The 23004-nt window shown below is 58.0% G+C and carries 26 protein-coding genes; 13 read left to right on the top strand and 13 right to left on the bottom strand.

Annotation, left to right across the window (positions count from 1 at the left end):
• Positions 1-36: 36 nt before the first annotated feature.
• The 5 genes from pdxY to anmK form a co-directional block, all read right to left on the bottom strand.
• Positions 37-897 (bottom strand): pyridoxal kinase PdxY, encoded by an 861-nt coding sequence (pdxY, locus tag D7S44_RS04650; RefSeq protein WP_120452879.1) that lies wholly within the window; start codon positions 895-897, stop codon positions 37-39.
• A gap of 63 nt (positions 898-960) precedes the next feature.
• A complete protein-coding gene (tyrS, locus tag D7S44_RS04645) occupies positions 961-2235 on the bottom strand; it encodes a tyrosine--tRNA ligase (protein ID WP_120452453.1) in 1275 nt (424 codons plus the stop codon).
• A gap of 134 nt (positions 2236-2369) precedes the next feature.
• Positions 2370-3026 (bottom strand): pyridoxamine 5'-phosphate oxidase, encoded by a 657-nt coding sequence (pdxH, locus tag D7S44_RS04640; RefSeq protein WP_120452451.1) that lies wholly within the window; start codon positions 3024-3026, stop codon positions 2370-2372.
• A gap of 6 nt (positions 3027-3032) precedes the next feature.
• Positions 3033-3365, bottom strand: coding sequence for an MliC family protein (locus D7S44_RS04635; protein ID WP_120452449.1), 333 nt, complete (start codon positions 3363-3365; stop codon positions 3033-3035).
• A 17-nt stretch (positions 3366-3382) separates the two neighbouring features.
• Positions 3383-4498, bottom strand: a complete 1116-nt coding sequence (gene anmK, locus D7S44_RS04630) for an anhydro-N-acetylmuramic acid kinase (protein WP_120452447.1) — start codon at positions 4496-4498, stop codon at positions 3383-3385.
• A gap of 268 nt (positions 4499-4766) precedes the next feature.
• On the opposite strand from anmK, the gene slyB reads away from it, so the two are divergent.
• Complete coding sequence (gene slyB / locus D7S44_RS04625) at positions 4767-5234, top strand: outer membrane lipoprotein SlyB (RefSeq protein ID WP_120452444.1); 468 nt, start codon at positions 4767-4769, stop codon at positions 5232-5234.
• 41 nt (positions 5235-5275) lie between these two features.
• Here the strand turns inward: slyB and slyA are convergent, their stop codons facing one another.
• The gene (gene slyA / locus D7S44_RS04620; RefSeq protein ID WP_033747426.1) at positions 5276-5713 is read right to left on the bottom strand and encodes a transcriptional regulator SlyA; all 438 of its coding nucleotides are present in this window, start codon (positions 5711-5713) and stop codon (positions 5276-5278) included.
• A gap of 152 nt (positions 5714-5865) precedes the next feature.
• Here slyA and D7S44_RS04615 point away from each other — a divergent pair, with 152 nt between their 5' ends.
• Genes D7S44_RS04615 through D7S44_RS04605 form a run of 3 tightly spaced genes read left to right on the top strand, consistent with a single transcriptional unit; the run spans position 5866 to position 8973 of the window.
• Positions 5866-6111, top strand: a complete 246-nt coding sequence (locus D7S44_RS04615) for a DUF1656 domain-containing protein (protein WP_120452442.1) — start codon at positions 5866-5868, stop codon at positions 6109-6111.
• Complete coding sequence (locus D7S44_RS04610; RefSeq protein ID WP_120452440.1) at positions 6108-6965, top strand: efflux RND transporter periplasmic adaptor subunit; 858 nt, start codon at positions 6108-6110, stop codon at positions 6963-6965. Before D7S44_RS04615 ends, D7S44_RS04610 begins: the two co-directional genes overlap by 4 nt.
• A gap of 7 nt (positions 6966-6972) precedes the next feature.
• On the top strand, positions 6973-8973 hold the full coding sequence (locus tag D7S44_RS04605) for an FUSC family protein (protein WP_120452438.1): 2001 nt from the start codon (positions 6973-6975) through the stop codon (positions 8971-8973).
• On the opposite strand, the gene D7S44_RS04600 is transcribed toward D7S44_RS04605, so the two are convergent.
• The 4 genes from D7S44_RS04600 to D7S44_RS04585 form a co-directional block, all read right to left on the bottom strand.
• Positions 8974-9441, bottom strand: coding sequence for a hypothetical protein (locus D7S44_RS04600; RefSeq protein ID WP_120452437.1), 468 nt, complete (start codon positions 9439-9441; stop codon positions 8974-8976). It lies immediately after the preceding gene.
• Positions 9442-9576: 135 nt separating this feature from the next.
• The gene (gene sodC / locus D7S44_RS04595; protein ID WP_120452435.1) at positions 9577-10098 is read right to left on the bottom strand and encodes a superoxide dismutase family protein; all 522 of its coding nucleotides are present in this window, start codon (positions 10096-10098) and stop codon (positions 9577-9579) included.
• An 84-nt stretch (positions 10099-10182) separates the two neighbouring features.
• A complete protein-coding gene (locus D7S44_RS04590; RefSeq protein WP_120452433.1) occupies positions 10183-11079 on the bottom strand; it encodes an aldo/keto reductase in 897 nt (298 codons plus the stop codon).
• A gap of 57 nt (positions 11080-11136) precedes the next feature.
• Positions 11137-11376, bottom strand: coding sequence for a DUF1289 domain-containing protein (locus D7S44_RS04585; protein ID WP_120452431.1), 240 nt, complete (start codon positions 11374-11376; stop codon positions 11137-11139).
• A 201-nt stretch (positions 11377-11577) separates the two neighbouring features.
• On the opposite strand from D7S44_RS04585, the gene eptA reads away from it, so the two are divergent.
• From eptA to rnt, 5 genes are all read left to right on the top strand, one after another.
• Complete coding sequence (gene eptA / locus D7S44_RS04580; protein WP_120452429.1) at positions 11578-13218, top strand: phosphoethanolamine transferase EptA; 1641 nt, start codon at positions 11578-11580, stop codon at positions 13216-13218.
• A gap of 39 nt (positions 13219-13257) precedes the next feature.
• Positions 13258-13854 (top strand): TetR/AcrR family transcriptional regulator, encoded by a 597-nt coding sequence (locus tag D7S44_RS04575; protein WP_120452428.1) that lies wholly within the window; start codon positions 13258-13260, stop codon positions 13852-13854.
• Positions 13855-13902: 48 nt separating this feature from the next.
• Positions 13903-15000 carry an alkene reductase gene (nemA, locus tag D7S44_RS04570; protein ID WP_120452426.1) on the top strand — a complete coding sequence of 366 codons (1098 nt, stop codon included), beginning with the start codon at positions 13903-13905 and terminating at the stop codon, positions 14998-15000.
• A 111-nt stretch (positions 15001-15111) separates the two neighbouring features.
• Positions 15112-15519, top strand: a complete 408-nt coding sequence (gloA, locus tag D7S44_RS04565; protein WP_120452425.1) for a lactoylglutathione lyase — start codon at positions 15112-15114, stop codon at positions 15517-15519.
• A 111-nt stretch (positions 15520-15630) separates the two neighbouring features.
• The gene (gene rnt / locus D7S44_RS04560) at positions 15631-16305 is read left to right on the top strand and encodes a ribonuclease T (RefSeq protein ID WP_120452877.1); all 675 of its coding nucleotides are present in this window, start codon (positions 15631-15633) and stop codon (positions 16303-16305) included.
• Between the two features lie 35 nt (positions 16306-16340).
• On the opposite strand, the gene D7S44_RS04555 is transcribed toward rnt, so the two are convergent.
• Entirely contained in the window at positions 16341-16676 is a 336-nt protein-coding gene (locus tag D7S44_RS04555) for a Grx4 family monothiol glutaredoxin (RefSeq protein WP_179256429.1), read from the bottom strand.
• A 362-nt stretch (positions 16677-17038) separates the two neighbouring features.
• Between D7S44_RS04555 and D7S44_RS04550 the strand changes: the two genes are divergently transcribed.
• Positions 17039-17842 carry a C40 family peptidase gene (locus tag D7S44_RS04550; protein WP_120452423.1) on the top strand — a complete coding sequence of 268 codons (804 nt, stop codon included), beginning with the start codon at positions 17039-17041 and terminating at the stop codon, positions 17840-17842.
• Positions 17843-17891: 49 nt separating this feature from the next.
• Here D7S44_RS04550 and cydH read toward each other — a convergent pair whose 3' ends face one another.
• Positions 17892-17981 (bottom strand): cytochrome bd-I oxidase subunit CydH, encoded by a 90-nt coding sequence (cydH, locus tag D7S44_RS04545; RefSeq protein WP_120452422.1) that lies wholly within the window; start codon positions 17979-17981, stop codon positions 17892-17894.
• Between the two features lie 285 nt (positions 17982-18266).
• On the opposite strand from cydH, the gene purR reads away from it, so the two are divergent.
• Positions 18267-19292: an HTH-type transcriptional repressor PurR gene (purR, locus tag D7S44_RS04540; RefSeq protein ID WP_120452420.1), complete on the top strand. Its 1026-nt coding sequence runs from the start codon at positions 18267-18269 to the stop codon at positions 19290-19292.
• Here the strand turns inward: purR and punR are convergent.
• Positions 19289-20194 (bottom strand): DNA-binding transcriptional activator PunR, encoded by a 906-nt coding sequence (gene punR, locus D7S44_RS04535; protein ID WP_120452418.1) that lies wholly within the window; start codon positions 20192-20194, stop codon positions 19289-19291. The two genes, purR and punR, sit on opposite strands and share 4 nt — an antisense overlap.
• A 122-nt stretch (positions 20195-20316) precedes the next feature.
• Here punR and punC point away from each other — a divergent pair, with 122 nt between their 5' ends.
• The gene (gene punC, locus D7S44_RS04530; protein ID WP_120452417.1) at positions 20317-21522 is read left to right on the top strand and encodes a purine nucleoside transporter PunC; all 1206 of its coding nucleotides are present in this window, start codon (positions 20317-20319) and stop codon (positions 21520-21522) included.
• A gap of 311 nt (positions 21523-21833) precedes the next feature.
• Entirely contained in the window at positions 21834-22982 is a 1149-nt protein-coding gene (gene cfa, locus D7S44_RS04525) for a cyclopropane fatty acyl phospholipid synthase (protein WP_120452415.1), read from the top strand.
• The last annotated feature ends 22 nt before the right edge of the window (positions 22983-23004 follow it).

Here is a 23004-nt window from a genome sequence, read left to right as displayed (position 1 = left end):
CAAGCGGGGCCGACAGGATATCGGCCCGGTGCGAGCTTACAGAGGCTCGGCGGTAAAGTGCTGGGTCGGCTGCGCGATAGCGTCCTGCGCCGCCACCAGCTGCAGTTCATATTCGCCCATAGCATGGGTCGTCAGCATCACTTCGTAGACGGCGGCGGTGACATGCTCCAGAGCGCTTTTCAGATCCTTGCCGTGCAGCAGATTCACCAGCAGCAGGCCGCTGGTCAGATCGCCGACGCCGACCGGTTGCCGCACGCCGAAATCCACCAGCGGGCGGCTGATATGCCAGGCCTCTTCCGCCGTTACCAGCAGCATCTCGAAGCGATCGCTGCGGCGTCCGGCGCGCGCCAGGTGTTTCACCAGCACCACGCGCGGCCCCTGCGCAATCAGCGCGCGCGCTGCCGCCGTCGCCTCTTCTACGCTGGTCACGCTGCGCTCGCTAAGCATCTCCAGCTCCAGCAGATTGGGCGCAATAATGTCGCTGGCGGGCATGGCGTATTTGCAGTGATACTCCGCCACGCCGGGCGCCACGATACACCCTTTTTCAGGATGGCCCATCACTGGATCGCAAAAGAACCAGGCGTCGGGGTTGGCGGCCTTTACCATGCGCACGATTTCAAGGATCTGCTCGCCCTGCTCAGCTGAGCCAAGGTAGCCGCTCAGTACCGCGTCGCAGGTTTTCAGGCGATCGATATCGCTGATGCCCTTGACGATATCCGTCAGGTGCGTTGCGGGCATCACGGTGCCGGTCCAGTGACCATACTGGGTGTGGTTGGAGAACTGTACGGTGTTAAGCGGCCAGACATTGGCCCCCATGCGCCGCATCGGGAACTCGGCGGCGGCGTTACCTGCATGGCCGAACACCACATGCGACTGAATTGCGAGAATATTCTTCATTATTTTCTGTACTGCCTTGCCCTTGCCGTCCATAAAAAAGGGCCGGAGACCGGCCCTGAGCGCTTACTGCCAGACAATCAGGCAGTAGTGTTTTTTACCGCGACGCAGCAGCGTATAGCGACCAAACAGCTTATCGCTCTCGCTAAAACGGTATTCCGCGTTTGACTGCTTCTCGCCGTTGATGGTGACGGCGTTTGAGCCGATCATGGTGCGCGCCTGACCGCGTGACGGCACCAGTTCAGCATTCACCAGCGCCTGCTGCAGATCGTCTTCCGCGCCCAGCTCAACGGTCGGCATGCCGTCCTGCGCCAGCTGTTCGAAGTCCGCTTCGGTCATGTCGCTCAGCGCGCCGGAGAACAGGCTTTCGGTAATACGCTTCGCCGCGGCCAGACCCGCTTCGCCGTGTACCAGACGCGTAACGCTTTCGGCGAGCACATACTGCGCGCGCGGCGCTTTCCCGCTGTTCTTGTCTTCTTCTTCCAGCGCGTTGATCTCTTCCAGGCTCAGGAAGGTGAAGAACTTGAGGAAACGGTAGACGTCGGCGTCCGCAGTATTGATCCAGAACTGGTAGAACTTATACGGGCTGGTTTTCTTCGCATCGAGCCACACCGCGCCGCCTTCGGTTTTACCGAACTTGGTGCCGTCCGATTTGGTGATCAGCGGCACCGTCAGGCCAAAGACCTGATTCTGGTAGAGGCGACGCGTCAGATCGATGCCGGAAGTGATGTTGCCCCACTGATCGGAACCGCCAATCTGCAGCGACACGCCGTGACGCTTGTTCAGCTCGGCGAAGTCGTAGCCCTGCAGCAGGTTGTAGGAGAACTCGGTAAAGGAGATCCCCTGATCGTCGCGGTTCAGGCGCTGTTTCACCGCTTCTTTGTTAATCATCTGATTCACAGAGAAGTGCTTGCCGATATCGCGCAGGAAGGTCAGCACGTTCATGCCGCCGAACCAGTCGTAGTTGTTAGCGGCGATAGCGCTGTTGTCGCCGCAGTCGAAATCGAGGAAAGGCGCGACCTGCTTGCGGATCTTCTCGACCCACTCGCCTACGGTTTCGCTGGTATTGAGTTTACGTTCTGCTGCTTTAAAGCTGGGATCGCCAATCAGACCGGTGGCACCACCCACCAGCGCGACCGGCTTGTGTCCGGCATCCTGAAAACGTTTCAGGCAGAGCAGCGGCACCAGATGGCCCAAATGCAAGCTGTCAGCGGTCGGATCGAAGCCGCAATAGAGGGAGATCGGCCCTTGCGCCAGTCGCTCTGCTAACGCTTCCTCGTCCGTTACCTGGGCGATTAAGCCCCGTTCCTGCAATTGTTGTATCAGGTTACTGCTGGTCATCACTGACTCCAAATTGATCAGACTGCACCTATGCTGGTACACAGCTCTCCGCTGAGTGCGGAAAAAAAAGAGGGCTATAGCATAAAGCGCTGGCGACTTCTGTGCCAGCGCTGAGAGAGGAGAAAAACGCTGTTTTACGGGGCTAAGCGGTCGATTTTCCAGCCGTTGTCGTCGCGCTGGTAGAGGAAACGGTCATGCAGGCGATGTTCGCCCCCCTGCCAGAACTCCATGGTATGAAATTTAACGCGATATCCTCCCCAGAAACTCGGCAGCGGCACCTCTCCCTGCTGGAACTTCTGCTTCAGTTCGAGGAACTTGCCCTCCAGCACGCCGCGCGCCGAGATACGGCTCGACTGACGCGATACCCAGGCGCCGATCTGGCTGTCGCGCGGGCGGCTATGGAAATATTTCAGCACTTCCAGCGGTGACAGTTTCTCCGCTTCGCCCAGCACCATCACCTGCCGCTCAAGGAAGTGCCACGGGAAGTGCAGCGAAATGCGCGGATTGCCGGCAAGATGCTGCGCTTTGCGACTGCCCAGGTTGGTATAAAACACCAGACCGTTGTCATCATAGTGCTTGAGTAGCACGATGCGCTGGTAAGGCTGCCCCTGCTCATCCACCGTCGCTACTGTCATGGCAGTGGGATCGGGCAGCTGCGCCTCGCACGCCTGCTGCAGCCAGGTTTCAAACAGCGCCAGCGGCTGGTCCGGCAGATCCTTGCGACGCAGCCCGCCGCGCGTATATTCGCGGCGCAGGCTGGCGATATCTTGCAGAGTGAAATTCGTGCTCATAAGGAGTTACTCAACATGAACTGACTGGCTGGCAGGCTGCAGCGCACAGTCGTTAACGACGATTTTATCGTCACGCTCGATAAAGGCGGTATCGCCTTTGCTCCAGAATACATATTTCCCGTCGCTGTAGCGCGCGCCTGAGGCGGAAATCGCTCGCTTCAGCGTTAAAGGCTGGCCGTCCATAATAAAGCTGACCTGATCGCTGGCGTTGTCGAGCGTGACGGTCAGCGGCAAGGTTCCACAGCGATAGTGCAGCGTTTGCGGCGCCTCAGCCTGCTTGTGCATCAGGCCGCAGCCCGAGAGCAGCAGCGCGGCGGCAAAAATTAACCCCTGTTTCATCATGATTCTCCTTACAGTCAAAAGAGCGGATTAGCCGGATAGATGGCGCCGAGCACGCTTTTTTCGGCCGCGCCGGTCACGGCGGGCAGATTACCGGGCAGCCCGGAGAGCGTACGGCTGGCAAGCCAGGCGAACGCCAGCGCCTCCATATCGTCGCCGCGAATGCCCGCCGCATCGGTGGTGGTGACTTCGGTTCCAGCCAGCAGCGCGGCGAGGCGCGCCATCAGCAGCGGATTGCGACCGCCGCCGCCGCACACCAGCAGCCGATCGCAGCCGTCGTTAAGCTGCACCTGATGGGCGATAGAGACGGCGCTCAGTTCAGTCAGCGTCGCCTGCACGTCCTGCGGCGCCAGGCCCGGGAAGTTCTGTAGCTGACGTTCAACCCAGCCCAGATTGAAATATTCGCGACCGGTGCTTTTCGGCGACGGCAGCGCAAACCAGGGATCGCGCAGCATCTGCTCCAGCAGCGCAGGCACCACTTTGCCGCCGCGCGCCCAGCCGGCATCCCGATCGAAGGGCTTGCCCTGATGGCGCCAGATCCACGCATCGATCAATATATTGCCGGGACCCGTATCGAAACCGCGCACCGGCTGGCCGGGCAGCAGCAGAGAAAGGTTAGCGATGCCGCCGATATTGAGCACCATGCGGCGCTCCACCCCGTCCATCAGCAGCGCCTGATGAAAAGCGGGCACCAGCGGTGCGCCCTGACCGCCCAGCGCCATATCACGGCGGCGGAAATCGCCCACCACCGTAATGCCCGTCGCCGCGACAATCTGATTATTATCGCCGATTTGCAGCGTGTTGGGCGCGTCGCTTTGCGGCTCGTGCCAGACGGTCTGCCCATGACAGCCAATCGCGACGATATCGCTCGGCTCCAGCGCCTCGCGTCGCATCAGCGTATTGACCGCTTCGGCAAACAGCCGGCCAAGCCGCGTATCGAGCTGGCCGAGCTGCGAGAGCGTCAGCGTCTGGCCCTGGCAGATCGCCAGAATCTGCTGGCGCAGCTCACCCGGCATGGGATGGCAGTAGCTGGCCTGTTGCGCCACCATATTCTCATCAATGGCGGCCAGCACCACGTCAACGCCGTCCAGGCTGGTGCCTGACATAACGCCGATATAACGTCCTGATTTCATTTCGGGTCCTTAAGGCGATTCAACTCCATTTAGTCTGGCAAATTCTCTCGTCTGATTCGACGATTACCTGATGTTTTTCACCCACTTTATGCAACAGGTAACATTGCACGCCTTTTTTTGCCGCCTGGTTGAATTTTTGTTGATCGCCAATAGTCTATGCTTGGGTTCACCATGTTTTACTCAGACTAAGATTAATTTGCTTTGTGTCTTATACTGTTTGCAGGATTTCGCGATACACATGGCGCATTGCTTAAGAAAGGAGTAACAAATGATCAAGCGTTTCGTTGCGGTTGCACTGGCTGGCATTACCCTGGCCGGGTGCGCAAATAACAGTACCCTGTCAGGCGATACCTACAGCGCCAGTGAGGCCAAACAGGTTCAGAGCGTCTCTTACGGCACGCTGGTATCGGTCCGCCCGGTTAAGATTCAGGGCGGCGATGACAGCAACGTGATCGGCGCTATCGGCGGCGCAGTGCTGGGTGGTTTCCTCGGCAACACCATCGGCGGCGGCACCGGACGCAGCCTTGCCACCGCAGGCGGCGCTATCGCTGGCGGTCTGGCGGGTCAGGGGGTTCAGGGCGCAGTCAATAAAACCGACGGCGTTGAGCTGGAAATTCGTAAAGATGATGGCAACACCATTATGGTGGTGCAGAAACAGGCGGCTACCCGCTACTCTGTTGGCCAGCGAGTGGCGCTGGCGTCTAACGGCAGCCAGATTACCGTTTCGCCGCGCTGATCGCCTCAGCAAAAAAAACCGACGCCGCTGCGTCGGTTTTTTTATTTTTCCCGATGCTGAAGCTCGAGAATATTTTTTTCCAGCCGGGCGATCAGCGTCACCATCTGGTTGATCTCCTCGCGGCTGATGCCGGCAAGGATATCGTCGCGGGTGGCGTCGATAACGCTTTCCACCTGTTCAATGATCGGTTCCGCCTGACGCGTCAGCTTGATGCGCTTTGCACGACGATCGTTAGCGCAGGTCGAGCGGGTAATCAGGCCTTTCTCTTCCAGCTGATCCAGCGTACGCACCAGCGACGGTTGTTCAATGCCGATGGCCTTCGCCAGCTGGATCTGCGACTGTTCTGGCGGCAGCTGATGAATATTATGCAGCGTGACCCAATGGGTCTGCGTAAGCTCAAGCGGCTTTAAGCGCTGATCGATCAACGCGCGCCAGATGCGCACCAGGCGAGACAAATCCGTTCCAAGGGGCGTATCCATTTCATCTCCTTATAATTAGCTTGCTAGCTATCAAGCCAGATTTTACACTATTCTGCGAGTTTAAAGGACAAATTACAAACCCCAGGCGAAGCCGCAGCGCTTCATCTACGCTTTTTGAGACCGATGCCCGGGTGATATCAGAAGGACGATATGTGACAATTCCTCCCTTTCATGCGGCTAGCCCCCTGACTGACCTGGTGTTCGGCGCTTCGCTGTTTTTTCCACCGCTCTTTAAAGCCGTCCTGCTCGGCTTCTTTTTCTGGTTGATTCTCCATCCGCTGCTGCGCGGCTGGATTTACTCGGGCGATATCTGGCATCCGACGCTGCTGGATCTCTCTCTTTTTGTGCTTTGCGTCGCCGCCGCGCTTTTACTGCTGGGACAGGGATACTCACCATGAAATTTAACGCAGTGAAATATTTTTCGACCTTGATCGTCTTCGCGGCCGCCCTGCTGGCGGGCTGGTGGATGTGGAACTACTACATGCAGTCGCCCTGGACGCGCGACGGCAAGGTCCGCGCCGAACTGGTGCAAATTACGCCCCAGGTTTCGGCGCGCATCGTCTCCGTGGCGGTGAAAGATAATCAGTTTGTGCATCAGGGGCAGACGCTGCTGACGCTGGATACCGTGCCCTTGCAGATTGCGCTGGACAACGCCGAGGCGCAGCTGGCGAAAGCGCAGGCCGATCTGGCCAAAGCGCAGCATGAGGCCCGCCGCCGCGCCAGCCTGCCGCGCAATGTAATCTCCGCAGAAGATCTTGACGCCGCGCAGCTCAACGCCGCCTCGATGGCGGCCAGCGCCAAAGCGGCACAGGCGGCGCTGGACCAGGCGCGCTGGAACCTGCAGCAAACCACCGTGGTCGCGCCGACCGACGGCTGGGTCAGCAACCTGACGCTGCGCGTTGGCGATTACGCCACGACGGGCACGCCGCTCTTCGCACTGGTCGACAGCCATTCCTATTACGTCATGGGCTATTTTGAAGAGACCAAGCTGCGCCATATCCGTCCCGGCGCGCCGGCGCAGATCGTGCTCTACAGCAATGGCGCACGGCTGCAGGGCGAAGTCGAAAGCATTGGACGCGCTATCTATGACCAGAGCATCGACAGCGACAGTGGGCTGGTGCCGGATATCAAACCGAACGTGCCCTGGGTGCGGCTGGCGCAGCGCGTGCCGGTACGCATTCGCTTAGCGCAGATACCGGATAACGTGCCGCTGGTGGCGGGCACCACCTGCACCATCTCTGTACAGCCGTGAGCGCGCCATGAATCTGCAATGGCTGGCGTGGGACCAGCTGCCGTGGGTCAAGGCAGACGCGAACCAGTGGCGCTACGCGCTGCGTAACGCCATCGCGATGTGCCTGGCGCTCAGCATCGCCTACGCGCTCGACCTGGATGAGCCTTACTGGGCGATGACCTCGGCGGCGGTCATCAGCTTTCCCACCGTCGGCGGTGCGATAAGCAAAAGCCTGGGACGTATTGTCGGCAGCCTGATGGGCGCGGGCGCCGCGCTGCTGATCGCCGGTCATACTCTTAACGATCCCTGGCTGTTTACCTTTTTTATCGCCGGCTGGCTGGCGTTCTGTACCGGCATCGCCAACCACTACCAGAATAACGTGGCCTACGCCTTTTCGCTGGCGGGCTATACCGCGGCGATTATCGTCTTCAGCAGCGTTGACCTGACCGACGCGACGGATCTCTGGACCCTGACTCAGGCGCGCGTATGCGAGGTGATTTCAGGCATTTTGTGCGCCGGTTTCATGATGATGGTGCTGCCAAGCACCTCGGACGGCGAGGCGCTGATTACGTCGCTGCAGAAGATGCATACGCGCCTGCTGGAGCACGCCGGGCTGCTGCTGCAACCCACCGACGTCGAGAATGTGCGCGCCGCGCATGAAGCGGTCATCAGTCAGATTCTCACCATGAACCTGCTGCGCATCCAGGCGTTCTGGAGCCACTACCGCTTTCGCCGTCAGAACAATGTCCTTAACTATGTGCTGCACCAGCAGCTGCGCCTGACCAGCGTGCTCTCCAGCCTGCGCCGCATGCTGCTTAACTGGCCCGATGCGCCGCAGGCGCTCTACGACGCCATCAGCGCGCTGATGCAGGAGCTGGCCAGCGCGGAGTGCAATAAATACCGGCTGGCGCAAATTCTGCGCAGCGTGACGCCCGCTGCCGACGGCGATTACCGCCAGCGCGCGTTTTGCCAGCGGCTGCGCTATTTCTGCTGGATGTATCTGAACGTCAGCCGCTGGATCCGCCTGCTCGCCCGCGCCGATGCGGATACCCGCTTTCAGCCGCCGCGCGTGCCCTCGCTCGCGCGGGAAAGCGACAGCGCTGAGGCGGGCTGGAGCGCACTGCGCACCTTTTGCGTGGTCGTCGCGGGCTGCGCCTTCTGGATTACCACCCAGTGGTCTTCCGGGGCGGCGGCGCTGACGCTGACCGCCATCGCCTGCGTGCTTTACTCCTCTGCGCCCTCACCGAGCGGCAGCGTGACGCTGCTGTTAAAAACCCTGCTCTGGCTGTCGCTGTTCAGCTTTGTGGTGAAGTTCGGCCTGATGGTGCAGATTTCCCAGCTGTGGCAGTTTCTGCTGTTTCTGTTTCCGTTATTGCTGACGCTGCAGCTGTTTAAGCTGCAGCAAAAACAGCGCGCCGCGCTCTGGGGCCAGTTTATCGTTTTTATGGGATCGTTTATCGCGGTCACCAACCCGCCCAGCTGGGATTACGCCGATTTCCTCAATGATAATATCGCCAAAGTCTGCGGCGTGATGCTCGCCTGGCTGGCGTTCCAGATCCTGCGACCCAGCTCCGACGCACGCCGCAGCCGCCGCCATATTCGCGCGCTGCGCATGGCGTTTCTCGATCAGCTGCGCCGCCGTCCGCGCCTGAGCGAAAACCGCTTTGAATCGCAGATTTATCATCGCATCAGCCAGCTGAGCAGCAGTCGCGATGAACAGGCGCGCGTCTGGCTGCTGCGCTGGGGCGTAGTGCTGCTAAACTGTTCGCATATTGTCTGGCATCTGCGCGACTGGCAACCCGCGTCGGCCACGCTGGCGCAGATGCGCGAGGCGAGCCTGCAGGATTTACAGCGTATTATGAGCGCGCGCGGCGTGCGGCACAGGTCGCTCGACCAGACGCTGACGAAGCTGGATGAGATGATCCGCCAGCTGGTGGCGGATGGCGATACGGAGGCGAATACGCTGGCGGGCATTTTGTGGCGCTTGCGCTGTTCGCTGGCGCAGCTGAAGCAGGCGGTGCCGGAATAGCTATTTACAGTACTGCAGCTGCTGGCGTTCAAAATCAGCCTGCAGCTGCGCCAGCGTTTTACGCTGCTCGAACCGGGTTTTATCGTTGGGGGACATCGGCTCAATCACCAGCTCGCGCTCTTCCGGCGAGTAGATAAAACGACGCCGGATTTCGCTGCCGGTAAAGCTCTTGCCGACAATGCTGCCGCACACCATGGTCATGCTGGTGTGATAGACCGCCGTTTGCTCGAAGTTAGTCTCCGTCGCGCTGCGCAACACAAACTGGCAGCCCTTCTCTTCAAGCCGCTTACGCGCGCTGTGGCTCAGCCATTCACGCCCTTTCGCAATATCTTCACACTCGCCGCGCGCCGGGTTGGCGTCAATGGTGCGCTGCAGCTGACGTCCTGTTTCGGTCATAAGCTGGGTCGCATTGGGTTGATCGCAGCCCGCCAGCAGCAGACAGAACAGCAGTGCGCCTGTTCTTCTCATTCCTTTTCTCCTTTGACCGCGCCAGATGAAAGTGTCCAGAATCAGTATCATAGGCGGTAATTTATCAGGAGAATATAGCTATAAACTAAATGGTAATTAAACGGCTCCCTTACGGAGCCGTCAGCAGGCGAGCAATCAGATCACTCCGCAGGCGTAGCGCCCGCCGCCGCCGCCAAGCGGCAGCGGATGATCGGCATGGTTATCGCCGCCGATATGCACCATCAACGCCTTGCCCTTGATCTCATCCAGGGATTTCAGACGCGGCGCCAGTACCGGATAAGTGGCGTTGCCCTTATCGTCAACGTAGATGGCCGGCAGATCGCCGAGGTGTCCCTCTGCATAAGGACCAAGGTGCTTGCCGGTTTTTTGCGGATCGAGGTGGCCACCCGCCGCGCCTGCCGCGACCTTCTTGCCTTCAGAAACGGCTGGCTCGCAGCTGCCGCTGGCATGAACATGAAAGCCGTGCACGCCCGGCGTCAGGCCACTGAGCTTCGGCGTAAGCTGCAGGCCGTACGTTGTCTGCTCGATATCGATCGTGCCAATCGCTTCACCGATGCCCTCTGCGCTCACTTTATGCAGCGTCACCTCTTGCGCCTGCGCGCTGGCGGCCAGGCCGCCGCCCATCAGTAATAACAACGCTAAGACCGATTTTTTCATCGTTGCCTCTTATCTCTCCCCCAGGGTTTGATAAGCCTGGCTGCAATTTCAGATCCTTGCCCCTGTTTGACACAGCTTTACGCTTCAGGGTACGTCGTAACCCAGCGCCGCTTTACGAATGCGGAACCATTGCTGGCGGTCCAGCCTCACGCTTAGCGCGGCCGCCGCCTCGCTGACGCGTTCGGGATTGCCGGAGCCAATAATCGGCAGCGGCTGGCTGGGCAACATCAGCACCCAGGCGTATACCACCTGCGCCAGGCTGGCTGCGTCGGTCTCGAGGCGTACCTTTTCCAGCTCATCGCGCAGCGGCTGGTAGTGCGGATGCTGAAACAGCTCGCCGCCGCCCAGACAGGACCACGCCATCGGACGCAGGCGAAGCTGCTGACACTGGTCGAGCGTGCCGTCCAGCAGCACATTTTGCTGGACTGGCGAGATCTCTACCTGATTGGTCACCAGCGTAAAAGGCAGACGCGACTGCAACAGCGCAAACTGCGAGGGGGTAAAGTTCGACACGCCGAAATGCAGCACCTTGCCGCTCTGATGCAGCGCCAGAAACGCCTCGGCCACCACATCGGCATTCATCAGCGGATCGGGGCGGTGGATCAGCAGCAGATCCAGGCGATCGGTGGCGAAATGACGTAGCGAATTCTCCGCGCTCTGCACGATATGCGCCTTGTCGGTAATGTAGTGTCCGATGTGATGCTCTGGCTTAGCGCGCGTGGCGATGCCGCATTTGGTCACGATTTGCAGCTGGTCGCGCAGGCCGGGGGACAGCTTCAGCGCCTCGCCAAAGGCGGCCTCGCAGCGGTAATCACCATAGATATCGGCGTGATCGACCGTGGTAATGCCCAAAGAGAGATGATGTTCGATAAAGCTGACGCGCTGCTGCGGCGTCATTTCCCACTCCATCAGGCGCCAGTAGCCCATAATCAGCGGAGAGAAATCTGGACCCTGTGGCGAGACTGGTTGCGGTTGCAGCATAGTGATATCCCTGTGTGTACTATCTCAGTTGGTGACAGGGAGTATAACGAAAAGCGGTCAGAACAGGGACGGCTGCTGCGGTTCTTGATCGTCATCCTGTTTCTGCGTGCGCAGCATGCGCAGACGGCGCTGATGGCACAGGCGCAGCACTTCACGCTTCTGCGCATCGCTGAATTTCATCCAGTGAAAGCGTTCGTCACGGCTGCGCAGGCAGCCGATGCAGTAGCCGCGCGCATCTACCTGGCAGATGCCGCGACAGGGACTGGGTACCGGGAAAAACTCAAGTTGCTCCGCCACAGCGTCTCCGCATTGTTCAATATCTCCACTAAAGATAGCGCAATCCCTGCACCTTTTTCCTCAGGCAGATGCGTCTGGTCAATAAATGTAACTAATGAGGTTGGCTTATCTGGAAATTCCCCTCATAGTGTTGAGCTTTTGTTAAGGTTTCTCAAAGCAGTTATCGTTATTCTCTTTTAGCGACTCTTTGTTTTTTACTGGATACTCATGCTGTTAAATAAGTTACGCTGTCACGAAAGCACGTTTAATCTGGCGGTTTCTCTGTTTTTTGCGTTAGTTCTGAACGGACTGTTTGTCTTCCGCGCCTGGGAACGTATCCCCTACACTTCGCTGCACGACTACCTTTTTGCCTTTAGTCTTCCTGTCGTGCTGACGGCAGCGTTCGCGTTGATCTTCAACCTGATCGCCTGGCCTTATCTGCGTAAGCCGCTGCTGGCGGTGCTGATCCTGTCGAGCGCGGCGGCAAACTACTTTATGTATAGCTTCGGCACCGTTATCGATACCAATATGGTGCAGAACGTATTCGAAACCGATCTCCAGGAATCCACCGCGCTGATCAGCCCTAACGCCATCATCTGGATTACCCTGATGGGCGTGGTGCCGACCCTTATCATGCTGCTGGTGCGTTTCAAACGTCGCGACTCATGGTGGATGAATCTGGCCTGGCGCGCGCTGTTTATGGCGGCATCGCTGGGCGTGATCATACTGATGGCGTTGCTGTTTTATAAAGATTACGCGTCGCTGATCCGCAACAATAAAGGGCTGGTCAAGATGGTGACGCCCGCCAACATCGTCAGCGGCGCGGGCCACTACGTTAACAATCGCTGGATGAAAGGCAGCCAGGAGTGGGTCCATATCGGTCAGGACGCGCATAAAGGGCCGACTATCGCAGCGGAGCAGAAAAAAACGCTCGTGGTGCTGGTCGTAGGTGAAACTGCGCGAGCGGAAAACTTTTCGCTGGGCGGTTATGGGCGAGAGACCAACCCGCAGCTGAAGAAACAGAAGGTTATTTACTACCCGCAGGCGACCTCCTGCGGCACAGAAACGGCCATCTCCGTGCCCTGTATGTTCTCCAGTATGCCACGCATCCATTACGACGCCAATCTGGCGCACCATCAGGATGGCGCGCTGGACGTGCTGGGACATGCGGGCATCAGCGTACTGTGGCGCGAAAATGACGGCGGCTGCAAAGGCGCCTGCGACCGTGTGCCCCACACCGATATGACGCTGTGGAAGCTGAATGACGGATGCCAGCAAGGTTCCTGTCTGGACGATGTGTTGCTGCACCGGCTGGATAACTATACCGACAGCCTGCATAACGACGGCATTATTGTACTGCATCAGATGGGCAGCCACGGGCCTGCCTACTATCGCCGTTATCCGCCGCAGTTCCGCCAGTTTACGCCGACCTGCGACAGCAACCAGATTCAGGACTGCGATCATCAGGCGCTGATGAATACCTACGATAACTCTCTGCTCTACAGCGACGATATGATCAGCCGCACCATCGATAAGCTGAAAGGCCTCAGCGACCGCTTCAACGTGGCGCTGATCTATCTCTCCGATCACGGCGAATCGCTGGGCGAGCATGGCATGTATCTTCACGGCGCGCCTTACCTGTTTGCGCCGTCTCAGCAGACGCATATCCCTTTTCTGCTGTGGATGTCGGACGATTACGCCAAAACCTACGGTATCGATCAGGCCTGTCTGCGCCAGCAGGCACCTGCGGCAGAGGTGTCGCAGGACAATCTTTTCCATACGCTGCTGGGTATGTTCGACGTGCAGACCAGCGAGTATCAGCCGCAGCTCGACATGATCAGAACGTGCCGTAAAACGGGCTAAGCGTTGCATTCGACCGATCGGTCTACTACCTTAAGCGCCATGAACAAGACGCTGCAACGCAATGAAACTCGTGAACACCTGCTCGCCACCGGCGAGCAGCTCTGTCTGCAGCGGGGGTTTACCGGAATGGGACTCAGCGAACTGCTGACGCTGGCGCAGGTGCCGAAAGGCTCGTTCTACTACTACTTCCGCTCGAAAGAGGCGTTTGGCGTGGCGTTGCTGGAGCGCTACTTTCTCCATTTCCATCAGCAGGTCGACGCGCAGCTGCAGCATGACAAGGGCACGCCGCGCGAACGTCTGCTGGCGTTCTTCCGTCAGGCGGAGCGGCTGTTCAGCGAACAGGGGCATATCGTCGGCTGCCTGGTGGTAAAACTCTCCGCCGAAGTCTGCGATCTCTCCGAGCCGATGCGCGACGCGCTGCAGCATGGCGCCAGCCGTATTATCGCGGCCTATGCGCAAACGCTGGAAGCGGCCCTGCGGCAGGAGAAGATGGTGTTGCCGCATGCGCCGCAGGAGATGGCGAAAGTCATCTATATTTTGTGGCTGGGCGCAAGCCTGCAGAGCAAGCTATCGCGTGAGCCCGAGCCGCTGCGTCTGGCATTAAGCACTCTCGAACAGTGGTTACACGCCCACTGATTTTAAAAACGCCGTTTTATAGCAGACCGGTCTACTACAGGAGTTGTTATGGCAAGTACCCAGCTGTTTAGCCCGCTTAAAGTGGGTGCGATTACCGTACCGAACCGCGTATTTATGGCGCCGCTGACGCGTTTGCGCAGCATCGAACCTGGCGATATTCCCACTCCGCTGATGGGGGAATATTATCGTCAGCGCGCCAGCGCCGGGCTGATTATTACCGAGGCGACGCAGGTCTCTTTCCAGGCGAAAGGCTATGCCGGCGCGCCGGGGCTGCATACCCAGCAGCAGATTGCCGCCTGGAAAGCGATTAACGCAGGCATTCACGAGGCGGGCGGCCACAGCGCCGTTCAGCTGTGGCATACCGGCCGGATTTCGCACCACAGCGTCCAGCCGGAAGGGAAAGCGCCTGTCGCCCCCTCCGCTATCGCCGCTGGCACGCGCACCTCGCTGCGCGCAGAAGACGGCAGCGTCTATCGTGAAGAGACCTCAACGCCGCGTGAGCTGACCATCGCCGAGATTAAGCAGATCGTGGCGGACTTCGGCCAGGCGGCCGCCAACGCGCGCGAAGCGGACTTTGATCTGCTTGAGCTGCACTCGGCGCACGGCTACCTGATGCACCAGTTCCTGGCGCCCGACTCCAACCGTCGCACCGATGAATATGGCGGCAGCATTGAGAAACGCGGCCGCTTCGCGCTGGAAGTGGTGGATGCCGCCATTGCCAACTGGTCTGCCGATCGTATCGGCATTCGCATTTCGCCAGTGGGCAGCTTCCAGAATCTGGATAACGGCCCTGAAGAAGAGAAAGCCGCGCTGTGGTATATCGGCGAGCTGGCGAAGCGCAATATCGCCTATCTGCACCTTTCCGAGCCGGACTGGGCGGGCGGCAAGCCCTATAGCGACGCCTTCCGCGAAAAAGTGCGCGGGATCTTCCCGGGTGTGATTATCGGCGCAGGCGCCTATACCGTCGAAAAAGCGGACGACCTTATTTCGCGCGGTCTGATCGATGCCGTGGCGTTTGGCCGCGACTTTATCGCCAACCCCGATCTGGTGGCGCGTCTGCAGCAGGATGCCCCGCTCAACCCGCAGCGTCCGGAGAGCTTCTACGGCGGCGGCGCGGAAGGCTATACCGACTACCCCACGCTCTAAGCGAAGCGCTGGCGTGACGACGGTTACGCCAGCGACCGTTTTTTGCTATTTTCATCGCTATACTTAGCGTTTGCGTCATCAGAAGATGACAATTTAATAAAAGAGGAAGTTATGCGTTTACTCCACACCATGTTACGCGTTGGCGATCTGCAACGCTCCATCGACTTTTACACCCGCGTTCTCGGCATGCGCGTGCTGCGTCAGAGCGAAAACACGGAATACAAATATACGCTGGCATTCGTGGGCTACACCGAAGAGAGCGAAGGCGCAGTTATCGAACTGACCTACAACTGGGGCGTGGACAGCTACGATCTCGGCAACGCCTACGGCCATATCGCGCTGGGCGTGGACGACGTGGCGGCGACCTGCGACCGTATTCGCAACGCGGGCGGCAACGTAACGCGCGAAGCTGGCCCGGTTAAAGGCGGCTCTACTATTATCGCTTTCGTTGAAGATCCAGACGGCTATAAAATCGAGCTGATCGAAAACAAAGATGCCGGTAACGGCCTGGGCAACTAAGTTTGCCGCTTCAGTCTGTTGTTTGCGGCAGGCTGAAGCCTTCCCTTCTGCTGCACCCTCACCTTTTTTTTGCCATAATGCGCGCTGCCTAATTTCTGCTATGAGATGCTGATGTCTGAAACGAACTCCCTGAACGCGCTGAATCAACGTTTCCGAGGTTTCTATCCTGTGGTGATCGATGTCGAGACCGCAGGCTTTAACGCGCAGACCGATGCGCTGCTGGAGATCGCCGCCACCACGCTGAAAATGGATGAAGAGGGCTGGCTGCACCGCGACCAGACGCTGCATTTTCACGTCGAACCTTTCGAAGGCGCGCTGCTTCATCCGGAAGCGCTGGCCTTTACCGGCATCGATCCCAGCAATCCGCTGCGCGGCGCGGTCAGCGAATATGAGGCGCTGCACGCCATCTTCAAGATGGTGCGTAAAGGGATCAAGGATCATCACTGCAATCGCGCCATTATGGTGGCGCACAACGCGACCTTTGACTTGAATTTTATGATGGCTGCCGCCGGACGCGCTGGCCTGAAGCGCAACCCTTTCCATCCGTTCGCCACCTTTGATACCGCGGCGCTGAGTGGGCTGGTGCTGGGGCAGACGGTGCTGGCGAAAGCCTGTAAAGCGGCAGGCATGGATTTTGACAGCACGCAGGCGCACTCGGCGCTTTACGATACCGAACAGACGGCGACGCTGTTCTGCGAGCTGGTGAACCGCTGGAAACGGCTGGGGGGCTGGCCTTTGCCGCTGGCCGCGGCGGACGACGAGGGTGAACCTGCGTCGGAGGAATAGTCATAAAAAAGGCCGACTCGCGTCGGCCTTGTTGTTTATTCCGCTTCTTTATGCTTTTCTGCCGTCTCTTTAATCAGCGACTGCAGTTCGCCGCGCTGGAACATCTCGACGATAATGTCGCAGCCGCCAACCAGCTCGCCGTCAACCCACAGCTGCGGGAAGGTCGGCCAGTTGGCATATTTCGGCAGCTCGGCGCGAATATCAGGGTTCTGCAGAATATCCACGTAAGCAAAACGCTCACCGCAGGCAGAGAGCGCCTGCACCGCCTGCGCAGAGAAACCGCAGCTCGGCAGTTTCGGCGAGCCTTTCATATACAGCAGGACCGGGTTTTCTGCGATCTGGCGCTGAATTTTTTCTACAGTACTCATAATTGCCTTCCTTAATTCCCTACTTCGTGTTTGTTTATTGTAGCGACTTCGCCCCGTTACTGAAAACGACAATTTCTCGCTTACCAGGCGAAACCGCCATGTTTGTTAAGTTTTTAAGTAAAGCTCTGACTTTTTCTGACGATAATCAAAACTTAAGCTGTTCATAACTGGTAATAAGTTTGCTGCTATAAGCTTCTGAAATCGCTCATTTATGAGTCAGTTGCAACCCTGTAACAGTTTAATAGAAAAATGGCTTAACTTTTGAAAAAAACCTGGCTTAGAATGGCCCCGGCGCTGATCCTCGATCAGATTTTTCTAACCTCGTTACGGCCTGTCGTCGTAACCGCTAACCCTGTAACCGGACTATGCGATTACTGATTACGCTTTTCATATTAGCTTTCGCGCAGCTGTTTCTGAACATCGCTTCAGCTTCGCCGCAAACGCCGGTTAACGCCAGCCTGCACAAGGCGGAGAAAAAAAGCGCGCGCGAAGATGAGCGACGCAAACGGCGGCCGGTTAAAAGCAGCTCGAAAAAATCGCGCCCTTCTTCTGCTACGCAAAAAATTAAACTGAAAAAACAGAAGAAAATCGAAACGGCTTCACTTTCTCATTCCGCTGGCGAACAGAAAAAATCCCTTAAATCTTCCCGTAAACGTTATGGCCATCAGCGCGAGCTGGGTACGGCCAAAACCGCTAAGCTGCAGCTGCTGGACGCCGATGACGGCACCACCATCAAAATGAGCAAGTCTCATCGCCTGCGTTACCAGAAAGCGCGCGAAACCGCGATGACCAAGCTGATGGGACAGCTGGGCAAACCCTATCAGTGGGGCGGCACCTCTCCGCATACCGGTTTCGACTGCAGCGGCCTGGTCTGGTACGCCTATAAGGATTTAGTGAAATTCAGAATTCCGCGCACCGCCAATGAAATGTACCACCTGCGCGACGCCGCGCCGGTGAAGCGCGAATCGCTGGAGAAAGGCGACCTGGTGTTTTTCCGTATTAACGGTCGCGGTACGGCCGATCACGTTGGCGTTTATCTCGGCAACGGCAAATTTATTCAGTCGCCGCGCACCGGAAAAGATATCCAGATCAGCGGTCTGTCGGAAGATTACTGGCAGCGTCACTACATCGGCGCGCGCCGAATGATGACGCCGAAAACCATACGCTAAGACAGAAAAGAAAAACCGGGGGCCTCCCCGGTTTTTTTATCGCTGCGTATCAGTGCATCACGGCGGTAAAGCTAAACGCTACGATCATCAGCAGCGCGGCACAGGTCGTCATCAGTGCCATTTTCAAATCAGTGCTCATCACTTTTACTTATCCACACAATTAACAGGGTCTTAAGGGATTTTCCCATAGTTGCCGGTAAAAATCTCGTTTTATCCTGCAAGCCTTGTTAGAATCTCCGGCTTTGTTGCGCAACTGACGCAACACCGGTTCCGTTCGCACGCAACAGCCTCTGTTTTGTCCCGCCCAGTGAATATTTCACCGACAAAAACTGTAGCGAATTAACAGAAAAGTCTCTTAGCGGACGCAAACGTTTAACATTATGCTTATCAGCGAGTTATTGATGAGTTCTGGAGTCTCTTTTTAATGGCAACAATCAAAGATGTCGCGAAGCGCGCGGGTGTCTCCACCACCACCGTTTCTCACGTTATCAATAAAACGCGCTTCGTTGCGGAAGAGACGCGCAACGCCGTCTGGCAGGCGATTCAGGAGCTGCACTACTCGCCCAGCGCCGTGGCGCGAAGCCTGAAGGTAAATCACACCAAGACGCTGGGGTTGCTTGCCACTTCCAGCGAGGCGCCCTATTTTGCGGAAATTATCGAAGCGGTGGAGCACCACTGCTTTGAGCGCGGCTATACCCTGATTCTCGGCAACGCCCACAACGATCTGCAGAAGCAGCGCGCTTACCTGTCGATGATGGCGCAGAAGCGCGTCGATGGACTGCTGGTAATGTGTTCCGAGTACCCGGACGATCTGCTGAAGATGCTGGAAGAGAATCGCAATATCCCGATGGTCGTGATGGACTGGGGCGAATCGCGCGCAGACTTTACCGATACCGTGCTCGATAACGCCTTCCAGGGCGGCTATCTGGCGGGGCGCTACCTGATTGAACGCGGCCATCGCGACATCGGCGCCATACCGGGTCAGCTGGAGCGCAACACCGGCGGCGGCCGTCATGCAGGCTTTTTAAAAGCGCTGCAGGAAGCAGGCATCGCGGTGCGTTCCGAGTGGATTGTGCAGGGCGATTTTGAGCCAGAATCGGGCTATCAGGCGATGCAACAGATCCTGCAGCAGAAGCAGCGCCCAACGGCGATCTTCTGCGGCGGCGATATTATGGCGATGGGGGCGATCTGCGCCGCCGACGAGATGGGCCTGCGCGTGCCGCAGGATATTTCAGTGATCGGCTATGATAATGTGCGCAACGCGCGCTACTTCACGCCAGCCCTGACTACCGTCCATCAGCCTAAAGCCCAGCTGGGCGAGAAGGCGCTGGAGATGCTGCTGGATCGCATCACCAGCAAACGCGAAGAGTCGCAGACCATTGAAGTGCACCCGACGCTGATTGAACGCCGCTCGGTCGGCGACGGTCCCTTCCGCGACTACCGCCGTTAACCCTCGCTTAACCACTCCTGATTGAGCGTTTGCGCATCGCCGAGATAGCTGAGCAGCCAGCTCAGTGCCGGCGATGCGTGCGCTTCCGACCAGCTCACGCAGCAGGGGCTTTCCGGGAACGGCGCAGGCAGCGTCAGCTCCGCCAGATCCCCTCTGTCCAGCAGCGGACGCGCCAGATGGCCCGGCATCATCGCCACGCATAATCCATCCAGTACGCACGCCAGCCCCGCCTGCCAGTCCGGCACCACCAGACGCCGTTGATTATCGAGCGTCCAGGTCATGCGGCGCGGCAGCGCACGCGAGGTATCTTCCAGCACCAGCGACGGCCAGGCGCGCAGCGCGTCGTCGTCGAGTCGCGGCTGTTGCGTAAGCGGATGCTGGCGCGCCACAACGCAGCGCCAGTTTAGCGCGCCCATATCGCGAAAAGAGAAGCGCCCGCCCACCGGAATCGCCTGGGTCGCGCCGATCGCCACGTCTACGCGCCCGTCGGCCAGCGCATCCCAGACGCCGTTAAAAACTTCATAGCTGATATGCAGCTCCATATCGGGGAAATGGCGATAGAAGTCCGTGACCAGCTGGCGGCTGCGCGACAGCTTCACGATGCGATCAACCGCTATGCTCAGCTGACCGCGCCAGCCATTCGCCAGCTGCTGGCACTGCCTGCGGGTGGCGAGCATTTTTTTGATAACTTCGCGTCCTTCCCGTACGAAATGTTCTCCCGCGGCGGTCAGCGCCACGTCGCGGTGCTGCCGCTCGAAGAGTGGTACCGCCAGCCAGCTTTCCAGCTGACGCACCGTATAGCTGACGGCAGAAGGCACGCGATGCAGTTCCTTAGCGGCAGCGCTGAAGCTGCCGGTGCGCGCGACGGCGTCCACCACCTCAAGCGCATATTCAGACCACATAATTATTCCCTTCAAAATATTTCACAGCATTCTGCAAATATTAACGTTTCACAGTGACGGGCGCACCCTTTTACACTTTGCCGCGTTCAACCTGCCTGACGAATATGAGAATGAGTAAAACCATGCTGTCATCAAAAGGATTTATGCCCTATCTCGCCCTGCTCAGCATGCTGGGTTTTCTGGCGACCGATATGTACCTTCCCGCTTTCGGCGCGATGCAGATTAGCTTCGCCACGTCGCCCGGCGTCATCAGCGCCAGTATGAGTCTGTTCCTGGCGGGCTTCGCCGTGGGTCAGCTTTTCTGGGGACCGCTTTCCGATCGCATCGGTCGCAAACCTGTCCTGCTGATGGGGCTGGCACTTTTCGCGCTCGGCTGCGCCGGTATGCTGTGGGTAGAAAACGTGGCGCTTATGCTGGCGCTGCGCTTTTTGCAGGCGATCGGTGTGTGCGCGGCAGCGGTGAGCTGGCAGGCGCTGGTAGTAGATCGCTATCCCAGCGCCCGCGCCAACAAGGTATTCGCCACCATTATGCCGCTGGTTGCGCTTTCGCCTGCGCTTGCGCCGCTGCTCGGCGCCTGGCTAATCAGCCATTTTCACTGGCGTTCGATTTTTCTGGTGCTGACGCTGACCGCCATCGCGCTGATGCTGGTGACGCTACGCCTGCCCGCCAGCCGCCGCCCGACGGCGAAAGAGACCGCCGATCAGCCTGGCTTTTTCGCTCTGCTGCGCTCCGGGGTGTATAGCGGCAACGTCTTGATCTACGCCGCCTGCTCCGCCAGTTTTTTCGCCTGGCTCACCGGGTCGCCTTTTATTCTCGCCGACGCGGGCTTAACGCCGGCGGATATCGGTCTGAGCTATATTCCGCAAACTATCGCCTTTTTACTGGGCGGATTCGGCTGCCGCGCGCTGCTTAACCGCTTCTCCGGCACGCTGCTGCTTCCTTGGCTCCTGACGATCTACAGCCTGAGCGTCGCAACGCTGTTTGCCGTGGCGCTGACCGGCAGCCATAACCTGATCGCCCTTCTCTTGCCTTTCTGCGGCATGGCGCTGGCGAACGGCGCGATTTACCCTATTGTGGTGTCGAATGCGCTGCTGCCTTTCCCGCACGCCACCGGTAAAGCCGCGGCGCTGCAAAACACGCTGCAGCTGGGCCTCTGCTTTCTTGCCAGCCTGGCGGTCTCTGCAGGTTTACAACAGCCGCTGCTAATGACTACGCTGATTATGGTGATGACGATTGCTCTGGCGATTGCAGGCTATATCTGGCAGCGACGCGCCTGCGCACAAATGGATATTGTTCGTCCCGCTGCTCCCTGCCAGGATCATCACTAAGGCGACTTGCATAGTTAGCTGCCTAACAATAAGTCGTTGAATATTGACCTGGTTGAGCTTATACTCAGTCAGGTCAATAAATCTGCAACAAATCAATAACATAATTGTTTTATTATTAGGCGAAGCTTATCGCCCGGATGGTGTCTGCACGCGCTTCCCACTCCGTTGCGTCAGACTATAATTTTCAGATTCAATCCTCTGTAAAACGTCGGATATCAGGCGCACGGAGCAATCCGTGACTTTTCTCACAAGCCTTGAGAAATTGACTATTCTTTTTCTCAGGTTCAAAGCGGACAGGTGATGGAGAAGCTATGAGTTCATCGTGTATAGAAGAAGTGAGCCTTGAAGAAAACCACTGGTATCGAATCGTCCACGAAATGCTGGAAAAAGCGGACATCGAAATCAATGGCAGCCGCCCATGGGATATTCAGATTAAACATCCTGACTTTTTTAAGCGCGTGATTCAGGAAGGCTCACTTGGTCTTGGCGAAGCTTACATGGATGGCTGGTGGGAGTGCGAACGGCTGGATATGTTTTTTCACCGCGTGCTGAAGCACAAGCTGGATAAGCAGTTGCCGCACCACTTTAAAGATACGCTGCGCGTGGCCGCCGCGCGTCTCACCAACCTGCAGTCAAAAAAACGCGCATGGATAGTAGGTAAAGAGCACTACGATCTTGGGAACGATTTGTTCTCGCTGATGCTCGATCCCTATATGCAATACTCCTGCGCCTACTGGAAAGAAGCCGACACGCTGGAACAGGCGCAGGAAGCGAAGCTGGATATGATCTGCCGCAAACTGCAGCTTGAGCCCGGCATGACGCTGCTCGATATCGGCTGCGGCTGGGGCGGTCTCGCTGCTTATGCCGCCCGCCACTACGGTGCGGTCGTGCATGGCGTGACCATTTCGGCCGAGCAGCAGAAGCTGGCGCAGCAGCGCTGTGAAGGACTGGACGTGACTATCCTGCTGCAGGATTATCGCGACCTCAATCAGCAGTTCGATCGTATTGTTTCGGTTGGCATGTTCGAACACGTTGGCCCGAAAAACTACGCGACCTACTTCGACGTGGTGGATCGCAACCTGAAGCCTGACGGCCTCTTTTTGCTGCACACCATCGGCGCGATCCGCACCGATATGAATGTCGATCCCTGGATTAATAAATATATTTTCCCTAACGGCTGTCTGCCGTCGGTACGGCATATCGCGGACGCCAGCGAGCCCCACTTTATTCTTGAAGACTGGCATAATTTTGGCGCCGATTACGATACTACGCTGATGGCCTGGTATGAGCGTTTCACGCAGGCGTGGCCGCAGCTGGCTGAGAAGTATGGCGAACGCTTTAAGCGTATGTTCAGCTACTACCTCAACGCCTGCGCTGGAGCGTTTCGCGCCCGCGATATTCAGCTGTGGCAGGTCGTGTTTAGTCGCGGTGTGGAAGGCGGTTTGCGCGTAGCGCGCTAAACCGTACAGATAAATAAGGCGC

The organism is Pantoea piersonii (assembly GCF_003612015.1).
GTDB lineage: Bacteria > Pseudomonadota > Gammaproteobacteria > Enterobacterales > Enterobacteriaceae > Pantoea > Pantoea piersonii.
This window is presented reverse-complemented; position numbering and strand designations above follow the sequence as displayed.

Excerpts from the sequence above, each read along its gene's own strand:
- gloA (WP_120452425.1), top strand. The coding sequence starts at position 15,112 with ATGCGTTTACTCCACACCATGTTACGCGTTGGCGATCTGCAACGCTCC.
- pdxY (WP_120452879.1), bottom strand. The coding sequence starts at position 897 with ATGAAGAATATTCTCGCAATTCAGTCGCATGTGGTGTTCGGCCATGCA.
- purR (WP_120452420.1), top strand. The coding sequence starts at position 18,267 with ATGGCAACAATCAAAGATGTCGCGAAGCGCGCGGGTGTCTCCACCACC.
- punR (WP_120452418.1), bottom strand. The coding sequence starts at position 20,194 with ATGTGGTCTGAATATGCGCTTGAGGTGGTGGACGCCGTCGCGCGCACC.
- pdxH (WP_120452451.1), bottom strand. The coding sequence starts at position 3,026 with ATGAGCACGAATTTCACTCTGCAAGATATCGCCAGCCTGCGCCGCGAA.
- slyA (WP_033747426.1), bottom strand. The coding sequence starts at position 5,713 with ATGGATACGCCCCTTGGAACGGATTTGTCTCGCCTGGTGCGCATCTGG.
- D7S44_RS04575 (WP_120452428.1), top strand. The coding sequence starts at position 13,258 with ATGAACAAGACGCTGCAACGCAATGAAACTCGTGAACACCTGCTCGCC.
- D7S44_RS04635 (WP_120452449.1), bottom strand. The coding sequence starts at position 3,365 with ATGAAACAGGGGTTAATTTTTGCCGCCGCGCTGCTGCTCTCGGGCTGC.
- cydH (WP_120452422.1), bottom strand. The coding sequence starts at position 17,981 with ATGAGCACTGATTTGAAAATGGCACTGATGACGACCTGTGCCGCGCTG.
- rnt (WP_120452877.1), top strand. The coding sequence starts at position 15,631 with ATGTCTGAAACGAACTCCCTGAACGCGCTGAATCAACGTTTCCGAGGT.
- cfa (WP_120452415.1), top strand. The coding sequence starts at position 21,834 with ATGAGTTCATCGTGTATAGAAGAAGTGAGCCTTGAAGAAAACCACTGG.
- D7S44_RS04590 (WP_120452433.1), bottom strand. The coding sequence starts at position 11,079 with ATGCTGCAACCGCAACCAGTCTCGCCACAGGGTCCAGATTTCTCTCCG.
- anmK (WP_120452447.1), bottom strand. The coding sequence starts at position 4,498 with ATGAAATCAGGACGTTATATCGGCGTTATGTCAGGCACCAGCCTGGAC.
- sodC (WP_120452435.1), bottom strand. The coding sequence starts at position 10,098 with ATGAAAAAATCGGTCTTAGCGTTGTTATTACTGATGGGCGGCGGCCTG.
- D7S44_RS04610 (WP_120452440.1), top strand. The coding sequence starts at position 6,108 with ATGAAATTTAACGCAGTGAAATATTTTTCGACCTTGATCGTCTTCGCG.
- slyB (WP_120452444.1), top strand. The coding sequence starts at position 4,767 with ATGATCAAGCGTTTCGTTGCGGTTGCACTGGCTGGCATTACCCTGGCC.
- D7S44_RS04550 (WP_120452423.1), top strand. The coding sequence starts at position 17,039 with ATGCGATTACTGATTACGCTTTTCATATTAGCTTTCGCGCAGCTGTTT.
- D7S44_RS04600 (WP_120452437.1), bottom strand. The coding sequence starts at position 9,441 with ATGAGAAGAACAGGCGCACTGCTGTTCTGTCTGCTGCTGGCGGGCTGC.
- punC (WP_120452417.1), top strand. The coding sequence starts at position 20,317 with ATGCTGTCATCAAAAGGATTTATGCCCTATCTCGCCCTGCTCAGCATG.
- nemA (WP_120452426.1), top strand. The coding sequence starts at position 13,903 with ATGGCAAGTACCCAGCTGTTTAGCCCGCTTAAAGTGGGTGCGATTACC.
- tyrS (WP_120452453.1), bottom strand. The coding sequence starts at position 2,235 with ATGACCAGCAGTAACCTGATACAACAATTGCAGGAACGGGGCTTAATC.
- D7S44_RS04605 (WP_120452438.1), top strand. The coding sequence starts at position 6,973 with ATGAATCTGCAATGGCTGGCGTGGGACCAGCTGCCGTGGGTCAAGGCA.